Annotated in this window: 11 protein-coding genes and 1 pseudogene; 2 read left to right on the top strand and 10 right to left on the bottom strand. The window is 60.0% G+C overall.

Annotated elements, in window-relative coordinates:
* Window positions 1–91 precede the first annotated feature (91 nt).
* Window positions 92–1,360, top strand: a complete 1,269-nt coding sequence (locus tag ABIF91_RS44595; protein WP_038952271.1) for an IS256 family transposase — start codon at window positions 92–94, stop codon at window positions 1,358–1,360.
* Between the two features lie 20 nt (window positions 1,361–1,380).
* Here the strand turns inward: ABIF91_RS44595 and istA are convergent, their stop codons facing one another.
* Window positions 1,381–2,574, bottom strand: coding sequence for an IS21 family transposase (gene istA / locus ABIF91_RS44590; RefSeq protein WP_424579898.1), 1,194 nt, complete (start codon window positions 2,572–2,574; stop codon window positions 1,381–1,383).
* Window positions 2,575–2,769: 195 nt separating this feature from the next.
* On the opposite strand from istA, the pseudogene ABIF91_RS44585 reads away from it, so the two are divergent.
* Window positions 2,770–3,304 (top strand): annotated as a pseudogene (locus tag ABIF91_RS44585) (IS256 family transposase); the annotation flags it as partial.
* A 49-nt stretch (window positions 3,305–3,353) separates the two neighbouring features.
* Here ABIF91_RS44585 and ABIF91_RS44580 read toward each other — a convergent pair.
* The 9 genes from ABIF91_RS44580 to ABIF91_RS44540 form a co-directional block, all read right to left on the bottom strand.
* The gene (locus ABIF91_RS44580; RefSeq protein WP_284279410.1) at window positions 3,354–4,067 is read right to left on the bottom strand and encodes an IS630 family transposase; all 714 of its coding nucleotides are present in this window, start codon (window positions 4,065–4,067) and stop codon (window positions 3,354–3,356) included.
* Window positions 4,068–4,139: 72 nt separating this feature from the next.
* Window positions 4,140–5,264: a hypothetical protein gene (locus tag ABIF91_RS44575; protein ID WP_028153478.1), complete on the bottom strand. Its 1,125-nt coding sequence runs from the start codon at window positions 5,262–5,264 to the stop codon at window positions 4,140–4,142.
* Window positions 5,261–6,217, bottom strand: coding sequence for a hypothetical protein (locus ABIF91_RS44570; protein WP_035696954.1), 957 nt, complete (start codon window positions 6,215–6,217; stop codon window positions 5,261–5,263). Before ABIF91_RS44570 ends, ABIF91_RS44575 begins: the two co-directional genes overlap by 4 nt.
* Before the next feature lie 197 nt (window positions 6,218–6,414).
* Complete coding sequence (locus ABIF91_RS44565) at window positions 6,415–6,855, bottom strand: hypothetical protein (RefSeq protein ID WP_028153476.1); 441 nt, start codon at window positions 6,853–6,855, stop codon at window positions 6,415–6,417.
* Window positions 6,856–6,893: 38 nt separating this feature from the next.
* Entirely contained in the window at window positions 6,894–10,820 is a 3,927-nt protein-coding gene (locus tag ABIF91_RS44560) for a glycoside hydrolase family 99-like domain-containing protein (RefSeq protein ID WP_424579897.1), read from the bottom strand.
* 6 nt (window positions 10,821–10,826) lie between these two features.
* Window positions 10,827–12,914, bottom strand: a complete 2,088-nt coding sequence (locus ABIF91_RS44555) for a tetratricopeptide repeat protein (protein WP_028153475.1) — start codon at window positions 12,912–12,914, stop codon at window positions 10,827–10,829.
* Complete coding sequence (locus ABIF91_RS44550) at window positions 12,911–14,254, bottom strand: HlyD family type I secretion periplasmic adaptor subunit (RefSeq protein WP_424579896.1); 1,344 nt, start codon at window positions 14,252–14,254, stop codon at window positions 12,911–12,913. The genes ABIF91_RS44555 and ABIF91_RS44550 overlap by 4 nt, the downstream gene beginning before the upstream one ends.
* The gene (locus ABIF91_RS44545) at window positions 14,244–16,478 is read right to left on the bottom strand and encodes a peptidase domain-containing ABC transporter (RefSeq protein ID WP_049807962.1); all 2,235 of its coding nucleotides are present in this window, start codon (window positions 16,476–16,478) and stop codon (window positions 14,244–14,246) included. Before ABIF91_RS44545 ends, ABIF91_RS44550 begins: the two co-directional genes overlap by 11 nt.
* Before the next feature lie 128 nt (window positions 16,479–16,606).
* Complete coding sequence (locus ABIF91_RS44540; protein WP_155251987.1) at window positions 16,607–17,221, bottom strand: class I SAM-dependent methyltransferase; 615 nt, start codon at window positions 17,219–17,221, stop codon at window positions 16,607–16,609.
* Window positions 17,222–17,298 lie beyond the last annotated feature (77 nt).

The following is a 17,298-nucleotide window of genomic DNA, read 5'->3' as shown; positions in this document are numbered from 1 at the left end:
TGGCGGAATCTGGGTGATGACGGTGTGAGGAAGGCGGCGTATCGAGGCGGGTGACGAGCCTGCCAGAACCTCTCGAGGAGAGCGATACGCCATGACCGAGACTACCAATGTTCTTGCTTTCCGTCAGCCGTCCGCGGTTGATGATCCACTGACCGATATCGTTCGTGCCGGCGCGCGGGACCTGCTTGCCAGGGCGATCGAGATCGAGGTTGGCGCGTTTCTGGCCAGCACGGCCAATCTGACGCTGCCCGACGGTCGAGCGCGCCTGGTCCGACATGGGCACGGTCCGGTGCGCGAGATTGCGACCGGCATCGGTCCGGTGGAGGTCGCTCGTCCCAAGGTCCGCGACCGCGGAGCGAGCGGGCCAGGCGACCGCCTCCGCTTCAGTTCGGCAATCCTGCCGCTATGGGCGCGGCGGACGAAGAGCCTGGATGCCTTGATCCCGGTCCTCTATTTGCGCGGCATCTCGACCGGCGACTTCCAGGAGGCGCTCTCGGCGCTGCTCGGCAAGGATGCGCCGAACCTGTCGCCTTCGGTGATCGCCGGCCTGAAGGCCGATTGGCAGGTCGAGTACGAACGCTGGCAGAGACGCGATCTGTCGGCGCGTCGCTATGTCTACATCTGGGCCGATGGCGTGTACCTGCAGGCCCGCATGGAAGATCACAGCGAATGCATGCTGGTGCTGATTGGCACCACGCCGGAAGGCAAGAAGGAGCTGATCGGCTTCCAGGTCGGCGTGCGCGAGAGCGCGCAGAGCTGGCGCGAACTCCTGATCGACCTGCGGCAACGCGGGTTACGGATTGCCCCGCAACTCGCCATCGGCGACGGCGCCCTCGGCTTCTGGAAGGCACTGGACGAGGCCTTTCCCGGCACGCGGCACCAACGATGCTGGTGCCATAAAGTGAGCAACGTACTCGACAAGGTCGCCAAATCCGTGCAGGGCCCCATGAAGAACGACCTGCGGAACATCTATCTGGCCCCACACCGGGCCGAAGCTGAAACCGCGATCGACGTCTTCGTCGAGAAATACCACGTCAAATACGGACGTGCGGTGGAGTGCCTGATCAAGGATCGCCATGCGCTGCTCGCCTTCTTCGACTTCCCTGCTGAGCACTGGATCCACCTACGCAGCTCGAACCCGATCGAGAGCGTCTTCGCCACGGTGCGCCACCGAACGGTGCGGACCAAGGGATCGCTGTCGCAACAAACTGCGAAGCTGATGGTGTTCAAGCTCATCGACGCCGCATCGAAGACCTGGCGGCGATTGAAGAGCACGAACCAGTTGCCGAAAGTCATCGCCGGTGTAAAGTTCATCGACGGAATCGAAGTCATTCCGAACACTGAAAGCCACGCCGCCTGATCAGGCCGCGTCACCCAAAATCAGCCATAGCTCGTGCCGTGCCGGCGGCCGCCGTAGCGGCGCTGGTGAGCCGCAACACGCGAACCCCGATGGAACAGCTCGATGGTCCGGGTGGTGGCGCGGACGTCGACCTGCTCCCGGATCAGGCCGTGTGGAACTGAGTAGAAGAAGCCGTCGATCTCGACATGATAATCGAGCGAGACGCGGGCCACGCGCCATTCCGCAAACTGATAATCGGCGTCCGGCAACGACGCCAGGACCGACATCTCGACCGTCTCGAACAATTGACGGCGACTGACACCGAGCCGGCGCATGATGTGCGCGTTGATCCGCTCCAGCGCAGCGGCAATGGCTGCGTTCGCCTCGGCCAACGAGAAGAAGGTCTGGCGACGAAGCCGCCCGAGGATATAGGTCTGGGCAAACCGAACCCCGGCCTCCACTTTTGCCTTATCCCGCGGCTTTCTTGGCCGTGCCGGAAGGACGCCAACGCCGTAATGGGACGCCATCATCCCGTAGCTGCGATTGATTTCAGGGTCGTAGAACGAAGCCCGGTGCACGCCGGACTTCAGATTGTCAGGGACGACGAGGCGCGGCACCCCGCCAAAGAACCGGAACATCCGGACATGGGCCTCGATCCAGTCCGGAAGTGTCTGCGTCCAGGTCGCCTCGGCGTAGGTGTAATTCGAGGCGCCAAGCACGGCGACGAAGATCTCCGCATCGCGTACAACCCCGGTTTCGCGATCAACGATCATGATCTTCTTGCCGGAGTAATCGACAAAGACCTTGTCGCCGGCCGGATGGTCCTGCCGCATCGTCGGAGACAGCCGCCGGTCGAATTCTCGGAATAAATCGCAGAACCGGCTGTAGCCATAACCTTCCGGGTGGACCGCCCGGTACTCCTCCCACAGCACCATCAGATTGACGCCAGGCCGCTTCAGCTCACAGGCCAGCGAGGCCCAATCCGGCTCCCGGCGCCGGCGAAAGCCGCGCCTGACGCCGGCATGGGCAAACAGACGTTGTTCAAGAACGGCGTCGGTCAGATCGCCCGCCAAAGGCCACGCCAGCCCGGCAGTCGAGGCACGCTTGAGGTTGTCCTGGATGGTGCTGCGCGCCACGCCGAGCGTGCGCCCAATCTCCCGGGCGCTCACCCCATCACGGGCAAGCCGCAGCATCTGTCGTATCTGTCGCATGGTCAGTTCTCTCTTGGCCGGCATCCGCTTCCCCACGTTGATCAACGCGGGACTTGATGCCTGAGGGACTGATCCAAACGAAAACGCCGACTTCCAAAAACCCGGCCGACTTCAAATCGGAATGCCGGCCGGTTTCATTTCGGAATCGTGGCCGGCTTCAAATCGGAACGATGGCCGGCTTCAAGTCGGAATACCCGGCCGGAATAAATCGGAATCCGCATCCTGATCGCCGTCGTCGACGGTCTGAAGGGCTTTCCCGAGGCGATCAACAGCGTCTTTCCCAAGGCGATGGTCCAGACCTGCATCGTGCATTTGATCCGCAACAGCCTATCCTTCGTGTCCTGGAAGGATCGCAAGGCGATCCTTCCCTCGATCAAGGCGATCTATCATGCCGAGAATGCCGACGCCGCTCTGCTCAGAGCTCGAGGACTTCGAAGCCGAGTGGGGCAAGCGCTATCCCGCGATCGGGGCGGCCTGGCGCCGGGCGTGGGAGCACGTCATTCCGTTCTTCGCCTTCGCGCCGGAGATACGCAAAATGATCTATACCACCAACGCGGTCGAGGCGCTGAACCGTTCGCTGCGCAAGATCATCAAAACACGCGGCAGCTTCCCCAACGACGAGGCGGCGATGAAGCTGCTTTACCTCGCCATCAGAAATGCCGGCATCCATTGGCGACGACCGGTTGCATGGACGGCCGCAATGGGCCAGTTTGCCATCCAGTTCGGCGAGCGCTTTGCAGGCTCAGCGGACTGACCCCATGGGGTCAGTCCGCTGACCCCGCAAACCCCTCACAGAGACGCTCTTACACAAAACTTCTGACACTCCCCGCCGGCGTTTTGAATGGGTCGCGATGATCTTTCCGGTGGCGACTTCGAGCGCCGCAAACAATGTTGTGGTGCCATGCCGCTTGTAATCGTGGCTTTGGCCGGTCAAGGCGCGGCCATTGGGCAACTTCAGATAACCCTGCGCTCGCTGAGGGCTTCTCGTCCACGCACAGCACAATGGCCTTCGCCGGCGGCGCGACATAGAGGCCGACAACATCGGCGGCTTTGGCCGTAAAGTTCGGGTCGTTGCTCTCGCACCAGGACTTGCGAGCCACCAGGTCAATCTTGTGGCTGCGCAGGAACCGCCAGACATATTGGACATCGACATCGCCCAGCGCCTCGGCCAGCAGGGGGCCGGTCCAGCGCGCAAACCCTTGCGGTGGCGGCTTATCCAGCAGCTTCAGAATCCGCTTGTCGGTCGTCTTCGTATAGATCGGCTGCTTGCCAGGCCGCGGCTTGTCTTGCAGCCCTTCAAGGCCATGGTCGGCATAGCGATGCCGCCAAAGGCTGACAATCCGCGGCTGGACCCCAACTTCCTTGGCGATCGACCGGGTGCTGCGCCCATCCGCCGCCAACAGAACTATCCGCGCCCGCTTCAAATCGCGCTGCAACGTCACCGGTGAGCGACAGCACGCCTCAAGCACCTTGCGATCTTTCCTCGAAAGGTGGACTTCTCTTGCTTCGGGTATCATCCCGACCTTGAATCACGACTCACGCTCCACGAAAAGTGGGTACTAGCACCGCACCCCAGTTCCCGCTCAAGCTCAATGAGCTTCCGATGGCGGCTTGATCTTGACCTTGGTCTTGACCAACGCTAGGTCCGATCCGATCTCACATCCCCCCTGCACTAGATAGAGCGTCGGCGTTCGGCCGACCTGATCAAAATTTGGCCCAGGGGAGTTTTCGTCGATCAGGCTTGGATAGCTGAACCGCTTTCCGATCGAGCAATCCTTCGACCAGAACAGGGGGACCTGCTCCAGGACCTGTCGATCGTGCCAATGAACCAGGTCGTCCGAGAAATATGCGACGATGCTTCCACCATTGATGTCCTCCGCGACGGTTGCGACGAAGAGATTCGAATTTGCTAGCTTGGCAATTGATCCGACAAAGCCTCGCATGCCCGTCACATACTCGCAGCGAACGCGCGCCTGATCTTCATAAGCGCTCTGGTTTGGCCGCACAAAGCCGTCGCGCGTGAAAATCTCCCAAGAGCTCGTCGTCACCGGCAGCCGACTGCGGAGCACGCATCTCCCAGAATCGCCCTTATCCACGCCGGAATAGCCAACCAGCGTGTACAGATAGTCCCCCCATTTCACTAGGTTTGTCGGACTCGTATAGCCTCTGGGATGGCCCTGGCCGAGCGTGTCTGCAAAGTCGGGGGCTACGACTGCTTTGTCCAAATCGTCAGCCCGGTGAAACGTCCGACCACGGTCATTGCTCCTGAGGAGCACGATGCTGTTGTACCAGCACGACGAATAGTCCGCGAAACGGCAATGCCCCACCAACTCGTGGGCCTGATACTCGTTGTGCCCAAGCGCAATGACCGATCCATCATCGCCGATCCACGTCGCCGTGATCCACGTCTTGTAGTTGAAATGCGAGGGATCGGGATCCAACGTTCCCTCATACGCGACCGAGCAGTTCTTCGCCATCGCACCGAAGCTACTGCCAACCAGCGCCCGGTTGCGATAATGCGTCGCGAATGCCGTAATCGAACCATCCGGCGAGCGAAATGCCCGCAACGGAGCATCAGAAATGTCCAGGGCGTCGCATTTCGCGTCCGGCACGACGTGAGGGAGATCATCCGCTTCAGTCGCGCGGTGTCCGCCCAGCACGAGCGGCAGGAACGTCCCAATCACGGTCGCGGCTCTGATGGCGCGACCCTTCACTTGAAACTCTTCACGATGATGGAGGGGCCATCCTCAATGAACTTCGAGAAAATCCCGCGCGCGTCCGCGTTGGAGAAGACCACCGTCCCTCCCCGTCCTAGTTCTATAACCTCGGTCTCGCTATCGGGAATCGATTTGTCGCCCTTGAGATAAGCAATCATTTCCGCAACCTCCTTCTGGAACCGAAGCACGGCTGGATCGGGATGTCTGCTGAAGTCCATCCTCGAAACCGCCTCCGGATCGATGGCGTGATCGACAAGACTCCGGTTCGCCAATTTTCTCACATTGGCCGCGATCCGCTGATCAGGAAATTGTGTCAAATGCAGCAGAAACAGATTACTGCTGCAACTCGCCGAAAATCGGCTACCGGCGTACTGGATGTTGTGAATGCCCGATTGAGCCGCAATCAGCTCGGGCGGAAGAATGGGCTTTCCCCACTTCAGATTGTTCGAGAAGTTGCGCCGGCGCTCGGTGTCCAACAACGTGAATTGATCCATGCGTCCGATCGCGTTGATTAGCCACGTTGCTGGATAGATTGCGCCACGCTCTTTCAGGCAATCCAGGATCCGCTCATCCGCGAACCAACGCTTCGTATCGATCCAGACGAGCCGCTCGTCGACGTCGACGAAGGAGAAGAACTCGACGGTCTCCCTCAAGCGATCGAACAATGGCCGGAACCTAGGATGCCAGTGAATATCGTTGTGAACCCCGGAGAAGCGGAAGATCGTGATATCAGGGGCAGCCCGACGATAGACGTCGAGCGTCGCGGCATCTGACGATCCATTGTCCGCGATGATCAGATTTTGCGGACCGACGATGGCGCTATGATGATTAATCCAACTCTGGACAAATTCGGGCTCGCTGAGAGTCTTGCAGCAAATCTTGAGCTTGGCCCGGTTTTGCAGGCGCCTCAGAATCTCCGGCTGATCCGTGTCCCATTGAAGAACCGACATCTCAAACACCTCTCTAACATTTTGAGCTTTCCCCCCCTGTCAGGAAAGCGCTTCGACGATGCTCAGCCTGCGCTGCCGATCCAACGATCATCGGACTCGCTTCGGTATGATTTAACGCCTGTTCCGAGATACCTCACATATCAATTCGGCAAATTGTGGTCCTCCACCTAATTCGATCCGTAATCATGCGCTTTGCTTCAGGAGCGAAGCGCGTTTTTCCATTGAGCGGCATTCTCCTCCTGATCGAGGTTAGGACTGCGTCCCTCCGCCGCCCCGACCAAATGAAAATGATGCTTGGCCGACTTGATCCGACCCTCCCGAACGGCAATCGCCACATCCGGATATTTGCCCATGTACCAAGCTTCGTCGACTTCGGGTCCTCCACCCTGTCGTCCCTCGAAATAGCCGAAGCCGATATAGTGCACGTGCGCGCTCTCGATTTCACCGCTCACGAGCGCCTTCGCTATGTCCGGATTGTCCCTGAGATAACCGTCCTCATCAAACTCAGCGGCCGCCAATGCGATTTGCAACAACAGCTTCAGAAGCGCACCTGGTATTTCGATCTTGCCTCCGTTCTCGAAGGCCGCACTGTCTACGTTGAGTGCACTCAACAGTGAAACGGCGGAAGGCACGAACATGACAGCCCCGACTTGCTCTGGTTGTTTTCCCTAGCCGATCACGTCGTCGCCGTCGCACGCACTGCGGATTTCGCTGCCCGCCTGGGCGCATCAGGCTTGGTAGCGGCGCTCGCCAGTTGCGCCGACACCTCGTTGCGATAAGCGGCCTGTGCCCCAAGCTCCCGCTCCCCGAAGCCGAAACGCCTCCGCGCGAGACGATGCATAGTGTCGATCTCCTCGATGTGCTTTTGGGCCTTCAACGAATTGGTGACGCTCGCCGCATGGCGCCGATGGACGTTGAGGGGGTCGGCAACGTAGGCGATCTTTGCGCCCGGTCCTGCCAGAACCTCCAGATAGAGCACCCAGTCGCCGGCCATCCGGAACTCTTTCAGACGATCGCGACAGGCGTTCAGCGCGCGCAGCAACGTCTCGCGACGCCACAGCACTGAACTGACGTTCAGGATCGTATTCTTGACACCGAGATAGCGCGTTACGAAATCGCGACCGTCAAACACTTCCGTGCGCGACAGCGCGCCAGGTTCGATCGTGGCAAAATACGGCTTGTAGCTCGCGTAAAGATGAGCGCCATCGGCGTCGATCGACTTCGAATCGGTGAAGCCTATAGCGATGTCGGGGTCACCCTGCATCAGCGCCAGCAGGCTCGAGATGAAGATCGGCTCCGAGAGATCGTCGGCTTCGGCGATCCAAAGGAACTCTCCCTTCGCCATCTCTGCAGCCTTGGCCCATTGCGCGAACACCGAGCCGGAATTCTGCTCGTTAATGACGAGCGTCAGATCGCGCTGGCGCTGATCGGCAAGCTTCATGATGATGGAAGTGCTATCGTCGCACGAGCAGTCGTCCAGCACGATAATCTCCTCGACCGGATGGGTCTGATCGAAGATGGTGTACAGCCGCTCAGGAAGGCAGCGCGCATAGTTGTAGTTTGGTACGGCGACCGAGACGCTGGGCAATGATGGAACGGCTAACCGCAGCAGATCGCGGACATAGTCCGCGAAGTCAAATTTGCTCCGGATAATCTCGGCCATGCGGTCCCGCTCGGACTCGGGCGGTGTCCAGCGTAGAAAAGTCTCCACTGCCTGTGCCATCGCCGGCGCATCGCAATAGGGCACGACGCACCCCACGTTCTCCTTGTGCAGCAAGCCGGGGATACCGCCAGAGTCCTGGAACGCAACGACGGGCACGCCGACGCTGAGCGCCTCCAGTGTCACCGTCGGAAACGGGTCCTCGCGCGACGTCAGCGCGTAGACGTCGGATGCGGAATAGAGCGCCTGCATGTCCGAGCGATAGCCGGCGAGATGGAAGTGGCCCGTGGCCTCGGCACGCTTGATCTCCGGCCCCAGCCATTCCTGGAGGCTTGGATCGATGCCGCCGGCCCAGCAAAAATGGACATTTGCATTGCGTCGTCGAACCAAGTTACAGACTTGCAAAAACAGGTCAAAGCCCTTGCGCAGATCAGCATATCCGACGCCGAGCACCATCTTGTCGCCAGCGGCGATGCCAAATTCCTTGCGAAACAGCACGGCTTCCGTCGGCACCGGCTCAATCTGCTTGTAACTGCCCTGCGCGCGAATGAGGAAACGCTCATCCGTCCCGTCAAGCCCAAGCGCTTCGACGAGCTTGTCGCGCACGAAATCCGAGGCGAACACCACACGATGCGCACTCCCAATCGCCGCGGCAGCGGCCTCTTCCAGCTGCTTCTCGTGCAGGATCCGCGGCAATTCGTGGACCAGGGAAACGGTCCGAAAGCCCATTTCGACGAGGAATTTTGTGGCGCGCCCGCTCGCGGCCGTGTTGGCGATGGCCGCTGTAAAGCCCTTCTCCCGGAAGTGTTGTAAGGTCGCAGGGATATCGGAAGCCTGCTTGAGTACGGTGAGCGGCGCGACCGAGGCGTATTCGGCTTCCAGCGCTCCGCCCTGAAGCAGGAGAAAGTCGATCTCGATATTGAAGGCGCTGCGCAGCGTCTTGCCGATGTTCAGCAAGAGATGCTGCGCGCCGGCGGGAAACGCATCATGTCCGACCAGCAGAATCTTGGACACTGACCGATCGGAGGTCAGACCAGTGGCCGCGCGCGCGGTAGCATTCAGGTAGGCCGAACCGAAATGGAGATCGGGCTCGAGATACGCGCCCTCGCACCATTCATTCCAGGCGTTGATACAGACGAACGATTCGCCGAAAAAGGTGTGCGTCTGCGCCTGTTCGACCAGCGCTGACAACCACGCCTCGTATTTCTGGGGGGTCGAGCCCTGGACCACGAGGCCCGAGCCTTGCCGGCGCGCATCGTTGTCCCAGCTCGGCACCACCGTCTTGATCAGCGGAAAATTCGGACGCGGCTCATCAACTGAATATTTGGCGACGTCGTCGTAACTGTAGATTTGCCCCGCATAGGTATCGTCCAGGAGTTTGGCGTCAGAGTTCACCAGCGGCACGTATTTGGTAAGCTTGTGCGGCGGAAATTCGATCGCGCCGTCCATGCCGTTCGGAGTTGGATCGTAATCATCAAAACTCTGGCTCATGATGATGATTGGATCTTCGTTGAACCGTTTCGCGAAGATCGCGCGCCAGCGCGCGATGACGTTTGCCGTGTCCGGAATGAGGCGCGGCCGATAGATCATCAAGAGGGGACGGCCCTGGACACGGATGTAGCGTTTGTCCGTGAAGTGACGATTGAAATCCGACAACAGGCGCTCGTCATCGTCAGACAGGTAGTCCTGCGAAATCAGGACCTCGCCCTCCATGCCGTCCCACCGCCGCGTCCAGTTCTCGTTGGTCCACATCAGGCAGAACGGCATGTTGATATCGCGCGCTTTCAGGAATTTCTCCAGCGGTTTTTCCAATAGGCGCTTGCCGTTGAACCAGTAGTAGTAAAAGACGAAGCCGTGGATGCCCGCCGCCTTGGCTAGCTTCGCCTGCTTGCGCATGGTTTCGATGTCGGCGAGAGAGTAAAAACCCAGGTCGCGCGGAATCCGCGGTTGATAGTGATCCTTAAACCGAGGTATGCCGCGCGCGATGTTCGTCCATTCGGTGAAGCCGGTGCCCCACCATTTGTCGTTCTCAGGGAAAGCGTGAAACTGCGTCATATAGTAGGCCAGCACCTTGGCGCGCGGCTTTGCGCCGTCGGGCAATGGACGCAGTTCCTCGAATAGCCGGCTCGGACGGGTGAACCGCTTGATCTCGGCCGGGATGGTGGCCTCGTTCTCCGGAGGTGACGGATAGATGCCATCCTCGTGGCGATGCGCAAGATAGTGCAAAAGCGGATTCTGATCCGTCTTACCCTTGAAGTAGCGCTGAATGTAAAACTTGGTGTCGAACTCCGCCGACGGGTTGCGCCCTTCCTTATAGCCATGAAAGATGAAGTGCTCGAACGGATCGACGCCGGCCGCTGCGACGTCCGGATAGATCTGACGATAATACTGCGCGTCGAATTCCGGGATCGGGCTGAACGGGCCCAGGCGGTTCTTCAGATAGTGCGCGAGCGGGCTCTCGCCTTCCGGGATGCCGTACTTCTCCCGATACCAGGCCGGTTGAAAATAGGGACTTGGCCGCCGCCCATCGCGCTCGCCGACCGTCGCATAGTGCAGGAACGGATGCTCATCCGCCTCCTTCACATCGGGATAGGTTGTGACGTACCAGATCGGGTCGAAGATCAGATTTGGCTTTCGACCTTCCCTGTAGCCATAGAGGAAGAAATGCTCAAACGGATCGGCGCCGACCGCGATCACGTCCGGATAGCTGGCCGCGTAGAAATCCTGGTCAAAAAGCCCGAGGCCCTTGAGGGTGCGCGCGGCATCTGCAAGGTCGCCGGCAGGCCTGCTCGCCGATCCCTCGGCGGCGAGCAGCTTCGCAGAACCGTTCAGTTTTGCGGCGACCGGCTCTGACTTGGATTGCAGCCTTGCAGCAGCGCTGCGCCTCGCCCGAGGTCCTCTTCGACCGGCGTCGCGCGCGAGGTTCGAAAGAAAATCAGCCATTGTTACTCACTCGTGCATTAGAGGCATCGTTCCGCACAAAGTTTCTGTGTACGGTGTGACAGCCCCGTCGCCGCCGATCGACTGGAGGCGCCGCACGGCGCCTTCATTGCGTTGCCGCGCCGCGTATCGATACCAATTGACCGCTGCTTCGCGATCTTGCGCCGTGCCTCGGCCCGACATCAACGCGTCGCCCAGCGCAACCTGCGCTTCCGCCATTCCTCGCTCGGCGGCCCTCTGAAACCATTCCGTCGCCTTCGTCACGTCAGCCGCGCGCCCCTGCCCACTCCGGAGCATCACGGCAAAGTTGTACTGCGCAATCTTATGTCCCTGCTCTGCAGCGGCCTCGTACCAGTTCACACCCTCTGCAAGATCCAGGCCCACTCCGTAGCCCGTGCAGTACATGACGGCCAGTTGGAATTGCGCTGGTGCATGCCCCGCGCGCGCCGCCTTGGTCATCCACGATGATGCTGCCCGCGCATTCCCCACGCCGCTCGTCGAATCCAGATGGAGAAGTGCCAGCATGTACTGAGCCTCGACATGGCCGGCATCCGCCGCCCGCGTGAACCATGGGGTCGCGCCTAGCTTATCGGCGATCCCGCCGAACTTACCCATCTTCAGCGCGCCCAGTTGGAACGCCGCCGGAGGATGACCTGCCTCGGCCGCCTCTGCCAGCAAAGAGTGCGCGCGTGCGACGTTATCATCGGACGCATTCTGATGAATCATAAAGAGTGCATAGGCGGTCTTGGCGTCAGGATCTCCGCTACCGGCGGCCCTGCTCAACCATTCCGAAGCCATTTCCTGATCTTTGGGAACGCCCGCACCGGTCGAATAGAGCTTTCCGAGTTGCACCTGTGCGGCGCTCATGCCGCCATCTGCGGCACGTTCGAACCATTTGATCGCGGCCTCCACGTTGCGCTGAACGCCGGAGCCGTTGAGATAGAAGATCGCAACGTTGAATGCCGCAGTGGCATGGCCATTTTCGGCTGCGCGCTCGAACCACTTCGCGGCCTGTCGAGTGTTAGGCGAAACACCGACACCAGTCGCATAAAACCGGCCGACGAAGAATTGCGCCTGCACATCGCCCCGCTCGGCCGCCTTCTCATACCAAATCGCCGCCTCACGCAAATCGGGCTCGGCATCGGCTCCGCTCGAATAGAATTCCGCGAGTGCCTGAATTGCCGGAAGATAATCCTTCCGCGCCGCCTTGCGCAGCGCGGTCTCGGCGCGGTCGAGGTCTTTGGCGACGCCCTTGCCGCTCAGCCGTAACAGGCCGATGTTGTAGAGTGCGATCGGATCATCATGCGTGGCTGCACTCTGGAACAGGCGAGCACCCTCAGTGGGGTTCTCGGGCAAGCCCATACCTTTCAACGTCATAAATGCGAGCCCAATCTGCGCCCTCACGTGCCCCTGCGCGGCGGCCTTGCCATACCAGATCGTAGCCTGCGCGAAATCGACGAGTACTCCGCGTCCCTGGTAATAGACATCGCCTAGCGCGAACTCGGCCGGCGCAAAGTTCTGATCGGCCGCCGCCAGATACCAACGCAATGCAGCAGCGAAGTCCTTCGTGCACCCCTGCCCTTCACTGTAGAGATTGCCCAGGATGGTCTGAGCATCCGCTTTGCCGGACCCGGCGGCGGCCGATATCCAGCGAAACGCGGCGCAAATATCCTTCGCGAAACTGATCCCGTGCGGGAATATCAGGTGATGCACATCCGACGCGCTATCGCCCAATCGCGCGGCTGAGGATTGACGCCAGGTCTCCGGCCTACTCGGTCCGAGGCTGGCGTTGACTCCGTAAAGATAGATCAGGCCGAGTTGATATTGCGCCTCGACGTGACCTCGCTGCGCCGCGCGGTCGTACCACACCGCGGCATCCGGAATGCTGCCTGCCACTCCCCGGTTCTCGGCATAGAGCATGCCGATCCGATAGTCCGCTTCCGCGTCGCCGTTTTGCGAGGCACGCTTCCAGAGCTTAAGTGCCTCCAGATAGTGACCGCGCTCGAACGCTGCCTCCGCCGGACCGAGCCGCTTTTCATCTGATCCGCGAGACGCGGGACGAAGCCATTGGAGGAGCGATCGGGTCAATACCGTCATGGCTCACGCATGGCCTCCCGGATACCCTTCAGCATTCCGCCAAGCAGATACATTCCGACCGCCCGCGTGCCGACATGGACGTCCCCCGCAAGCGTCATGCCAGGAATCAGGCGGAAGTTTTTTGGGACATCCTTGAAGTTGGCTGAGTCCACCGAGCACCGCGCCTTGTAGTAGGCTTCGATAGGCTTTCCATCATCGTCGGTGGTGAACGCGCCCTCGCTGATCCAGCGCACTTTGCCATCGGCTGTACCATGCTCCGCGGCATTGAACGCATCGATCCGCATCGTGCAGGGGTCTCCGGGCCGGATGAAACCGACATCGCGCGAGGCGATGCGAATTTCAGCCTCGAGCTTGGTGTCGGTCGGCATCAGCGTAATGAAAGGATCGCCGGGCTTTAGCACCGATCCGACCGAGAGCCTTGCCATCGTCAACACGACCGAGTCTTCGGCAGCGGTCAATCGGACCAGATCCTGGTGCCTGAGCGCCTTCTCATAAGACGCTCTCGCCTCGTCCAGCTTGTTGCGGGTCGCCACGAGATCCTGACTCAGTTGCGCAAACCACTGCTGCTTGAAGGCGTCACGGTCTGCGGTTGACACCGCGAGCGTATTCTGGGCTTCGATTAGGCTGTTGTGGGTGTTCTCCAGGGTCCGCAGCAATTCAAGCCTTGAGTCCTGGGAAATGAACATATTGAGCTGCGAGCCCGTGCCGTGCTCGGCCAGCGTCGTGCGCATGGTCTCGATCTTCTGCAAGATCTCGTCACGCTGCCGATATCTCGCGTCGTCCCCGCGAAGCTTCTCCATCGTCGCCTGGGTCTGCTTGATCCTCGAATCGAAACTATTGATCTGCGCGGTATATTGCGCCATCCTCTGATCATAGAGCGCCTTCTGCAAGGCTGCGTATTTTTGGTCGTTGGGGTCTGGCTTGCTCGCAAAAACCAGCGGATGCTGGTTCAGCTCGGCTTCATCGCGTGCCACCTGAGTCTCGAGGCTAGCGATCTGCAACTTCGCCTGGGTCAGGTCCGCCGACGTAAAGGTCGCGTCCAGGGTCGCAATAAGCTGTCCCGGTTGCACCTGCTCGCCTTCCTGCACGTCGATCGTCTTAATAATCGATTGATCCAGGGCCTGAAGGACGCGGATCTGTCCCACCGGCACGATCCGCCCGCCAACGCTGGTGATGACGCGATCTATCCGCGTCAGAGCCAGAATGGCAACGATCGTGACCAGGAAGGCCGAGAGGACAAACAGCGTTGCTCGCGCGACCAGAGGCTCAGCCTCCTCTCGGATCGCATCCGTTTCCGATTGAAATTGGCGAACAGTCGCAAGCGCACCATCACGAGACAAGCGTTGGACTCCCGAATGTTGACCGATCGTTGCGGGCTGCCGGCACCAAATGCGCGTTCTGCTGATACCACAGCGAGCTGTAGATATCGTTGCACGCCAGGAGCTCCTCATGCCGCCCGATATCGTCGACCACACCACGATTAAGGACGAGAATTGCGTCCGCCTTTGCCAGGGACGACAGGCGATGCGAGATGATAATCAGCGTCCGGCCATGCGCGAGGCGCGTTATGTTGGCGTTCACGATCGTCTCGCTGTCGGCGTCTAGCGCGCTTGTCGCCTCATCGAGAATCAGAATGGGCGGGTTGACGATCAACGCACGCGCGATCGCAAGCCGCTGCCGCTGCCCTCCCGAGAGGTTCGGCGAGCCTTCATAGATATGCGTCTCGTAGCCACGCGGCAGCTTGTCGATGAATTCTTCCGCACCCGCCAGCCTCGCCGCCCTGACCACATCATCGAACGACGCGTCCGGCGTGGCCGCTGTGATGTTTTCGCGGATGGTCCCACTGAAAAGAAAATTCTCCTGGAGCACCACACCCACGTTACGACGGAGATGGTCGATGTCGTACTCGCGAACGTCAATGCCATCGATCTTGATCAATCCGTCATAGTCGCAATGCAGCCGCTGCAGCAGCCGCGCAATCGTGGTCTTGCCAGATCCGCTCTTGCCCATCACGCCTAAAGTAGTCCCTAGCGGAATCTCGAAGGAGATGTTGTTTAGCGTTGGCGATAGCGCTCCCTTGTATTTGAAGGTGACGCCGGAAAACTCCACCTTGCCCTCGAGTGGCGAACGCACGCCATGGCCGGAACGTCCCTCTTCGGGAGGAAGGTTGACGAGATTGCCGACGGTTGCAACCGCACTTCGTGCCTCGTCGTATTGATTGATGAGCTGCGCCATCTGCATCAGCGGACCCGAGACGCGCTGTGACAACAGCAGGAATGAGAACAGCGCCCCGATATAGACCGGGTCATTGCTTTCGAGCGCGAGATAGACGCCGAGCGCATAGGAGCCGCTGACGGCCAGCCGCTCCAGGGGACGCACCACCGACTGGATGGCGTTTCCAGTCATGCCTTCCACAAGCCGCGCCTTGGCAACGCGTGCGACCAGAACATCCCACATGTGGCGCTGCCGCGTATCGAGCGCGAGGGACTTGATCGTCCGGATCCCATTCAAAGTTTGAACCAAAAACGCGCCCTGCGCGCCCTCCGCGGCCAGCACGGCAGTCGACGCCTTGCGGTAATTCGGCAACATTAGGACGAGCCACGCGACGATGAATGCCGACAAGGCGAGAACCACGAACGTCATGACGGGGCTGAAGAAGAACATGACGGGCAGGAAGAACATCAGCGTCGTAGAGTCGAGAATGGTGCCGAACAATTGCCCCATTAGGAACGAGCGGATGCGAAAGACTTCGCGAATGTCGCGCGCGACGAGGCCGACGGGCGTCTGCTCGAAATAGTCGATGGGAAGATTGAGGACCTTTTCGAAGACGTAGGTCGACAATTTGACGTCCAGCCTGGTGGTCAAGCGATGGACAAGGAATTGTCTCAAGAACGAGAAGGCTGCCTCGAAGGCTATGACCACCAGCATCGCGACGCAGAGCACATAGAACGTGTTGTACGCCTTGTAGAAGATCACCTTGTCCGACAACAGGCGCCAGAACATGATCGGCGCCAAGCTGAGAAGCCCGAGGATCACGGCGGCAATCGCGACGTCGCGGACCATGCGGCGTTCGCGGAACAACAGCGCGGCTACCAGGCCGAAACTGAACGGCTGCGCTTCGTCCGATATCTCGTAGCTGCGCTTGATCAGGACCAGATCGCCGGACCAGATACCTTCAAAGCGTGGTTGGTCGATCACGAGCAGCGCGTCTTCCGCGGCATTCGGGTCCCTCAGCACGATGCGGGTATTGTGGGCGTCTCCCTCGACACGCTGGAGTACCATGTGGCTCCCATTGCGAAGCCGAATGATGACCGGGAGCGCCTTCTTCAGATGAGACAGCCCGCTCCAATCGAGCTTGACGCACTTCGCGCGCATGCCTGCTTTCTCCGCACAGCGGACAAGCTGATGGAGTGTGACGTTCTCTTCCCGCAGAAGGTTGTCTTGAATGAGCTGTGAGGACGTGAGGTGCAGCCCGTGCTGTCGTGCGACGATAATCAGGCACCCTAGTGCCGATGCGGGCGCCGCATCGGCCAGGTTTCGGTCATCGGCGCAGTGGACGGTCATTGGGGTCAAGCGATCCGCCGTTGTGTTATGACGTCACATTCAACACCAACATAACATTGAGCGGCGAAAAAAACCAGCCTCACTCATCGTTAAATTGTGAGGAACGGCTGGCCGCACTCACAAATACCTCAGGCCTTGGCTTCCTGGAAATTGAAGCCGTACTCTAACAAAGACCTTCGGATGGCCTCGTCGTCGGCCTCAGGCATCAGCGCGAGCGCACAGACCTCGAAATTTTGGCTGCTGACCGAAACGGTCGCAAACCCGGCCATCAGCAGGAGATTACCGAGTCGCTCGGCCGTAAATCCGGTGCGGTGGGCCATGTGGACGCGTCCCTCCTCGATGGCGCGCGAATGGCCATAGAGCATGTCCAGCGGCCTGATCGGCCCCGCCGGCGAATGATAGGCTATTGCGCCGATCCCATGCTGGGCTATGAAGTGAGCGACCGATTGCAGATCCGGGCTCACGATCAAGGCGAAACCATCGGGCTTGAGGATCTGGTGGAATTGCCGCAATGTAGGGTAGACCTCGTGGGCATACAGGTGCTCGAGCACATGCGATGTCCACACCGCGTTGAAGGACTGAGGCTTGAACGCGCCAGTCAACTCAAGGATCGAGCCGATCACATCTGGTTTGACGCCGGGGTCGATGTCGAATCGGGTTTCTTCCCAATCATGGTTGACCATCATCCGGGCGATGCGCTGTGCCGTACCGGATCCTGAGCCCGCGTTGAGCAATCGCTTCATCGTGAGAGACCAATCCGTGCCCGCACCGCGCGGTGAAAGGGCCAGATGATAACATTAGCAAACCACAACACAGCCAC

It is taken from the genome of Bradyrhizobium sp. USDA 241 (genome assembly GCF_049739505.1).
Taxonomy (GTDB): Bacteria; Pseudomonadota; Alphaproteobacteria; order Rhizobiales; family Xanthobacteraceae; genus Bradyrhizobium; species Bradyrhizobium liaoningense.
This window is presented reverse-complemented; position numbering and strand designations above follow the sequence as displayed.

What these genes read in the sequence shown, in the direction of transcription:
- ABIF91_RS44545 (WP_049807962.1), bottom strand. Translation starts at nt 16,478, where the DNA reads ATGACCGTCCACTGCGCCGATGACCGAAACCTGGCCGATGCGGCGCCC.
- ABIF91_RS44580 (WP_284279410.1), bottom strand. Translation starts at nt 4,067, where the DNA reads ATGATACCCGAAGCAAGAGAAGTCCACCTTTCGAGGAAAGATCGCAAG.
- ABIF91_RS44570 (WP_035696954.1), bottom strand. Translation starts at nt 6,217, where the DNA reads ATGTCGGTTCTTCAATGGGACACGGATCAGCCGGAGATTCTGAGGCGC.
- ABIF91_RS44555 (WP_028153475.1), bottom strand. Translation starts at nt 12,914, where the DNA reads ATGACGGTATTGACCCGATCGCTCCTCCAATGGCTTCGTCCCGCGTCT.
- ABIF91_RS44540 (WP_155251987.1), bottom strand. Translation starts at nt 17,221, where the DNA reads ATGAAGCGATTGCTCAACGCGGGCTCAGGATCCGGTACGGCACAGCGC.
- ABIF91_RS44560 (WP_424579897.1), bottom strand. Translation starts at nt 10,820, where the DNA reads ATGGCTGATTTTCTTTCGAACCTCGCGCGCGACGCCGGTCGAAGAGGA.
- ABIF91_RS44565 (WP_028153476.1), bottom strand. Translation starts at nt 6,855, where the DNA reads ATGTTCGTGCCTTCCGCCGTTTCACTGTTGAGTGCACTCAACGTAGAC.
- ABIF91_RS44595 (WP_038952271.1), top strand. Translation starts at nt 92, where the DNA reads ATGACCGAGACTACCAATGTTCTTGCTTTCCGTCAGCCGTCCGCGGTT.
- istA (WP_424579898.1), bottom strand. Translation starts at nt 2,574, where the DNA reads ATGCCGGCCAAGAGAGAACTGACCATGCGACAGATACGACAGATGCTG.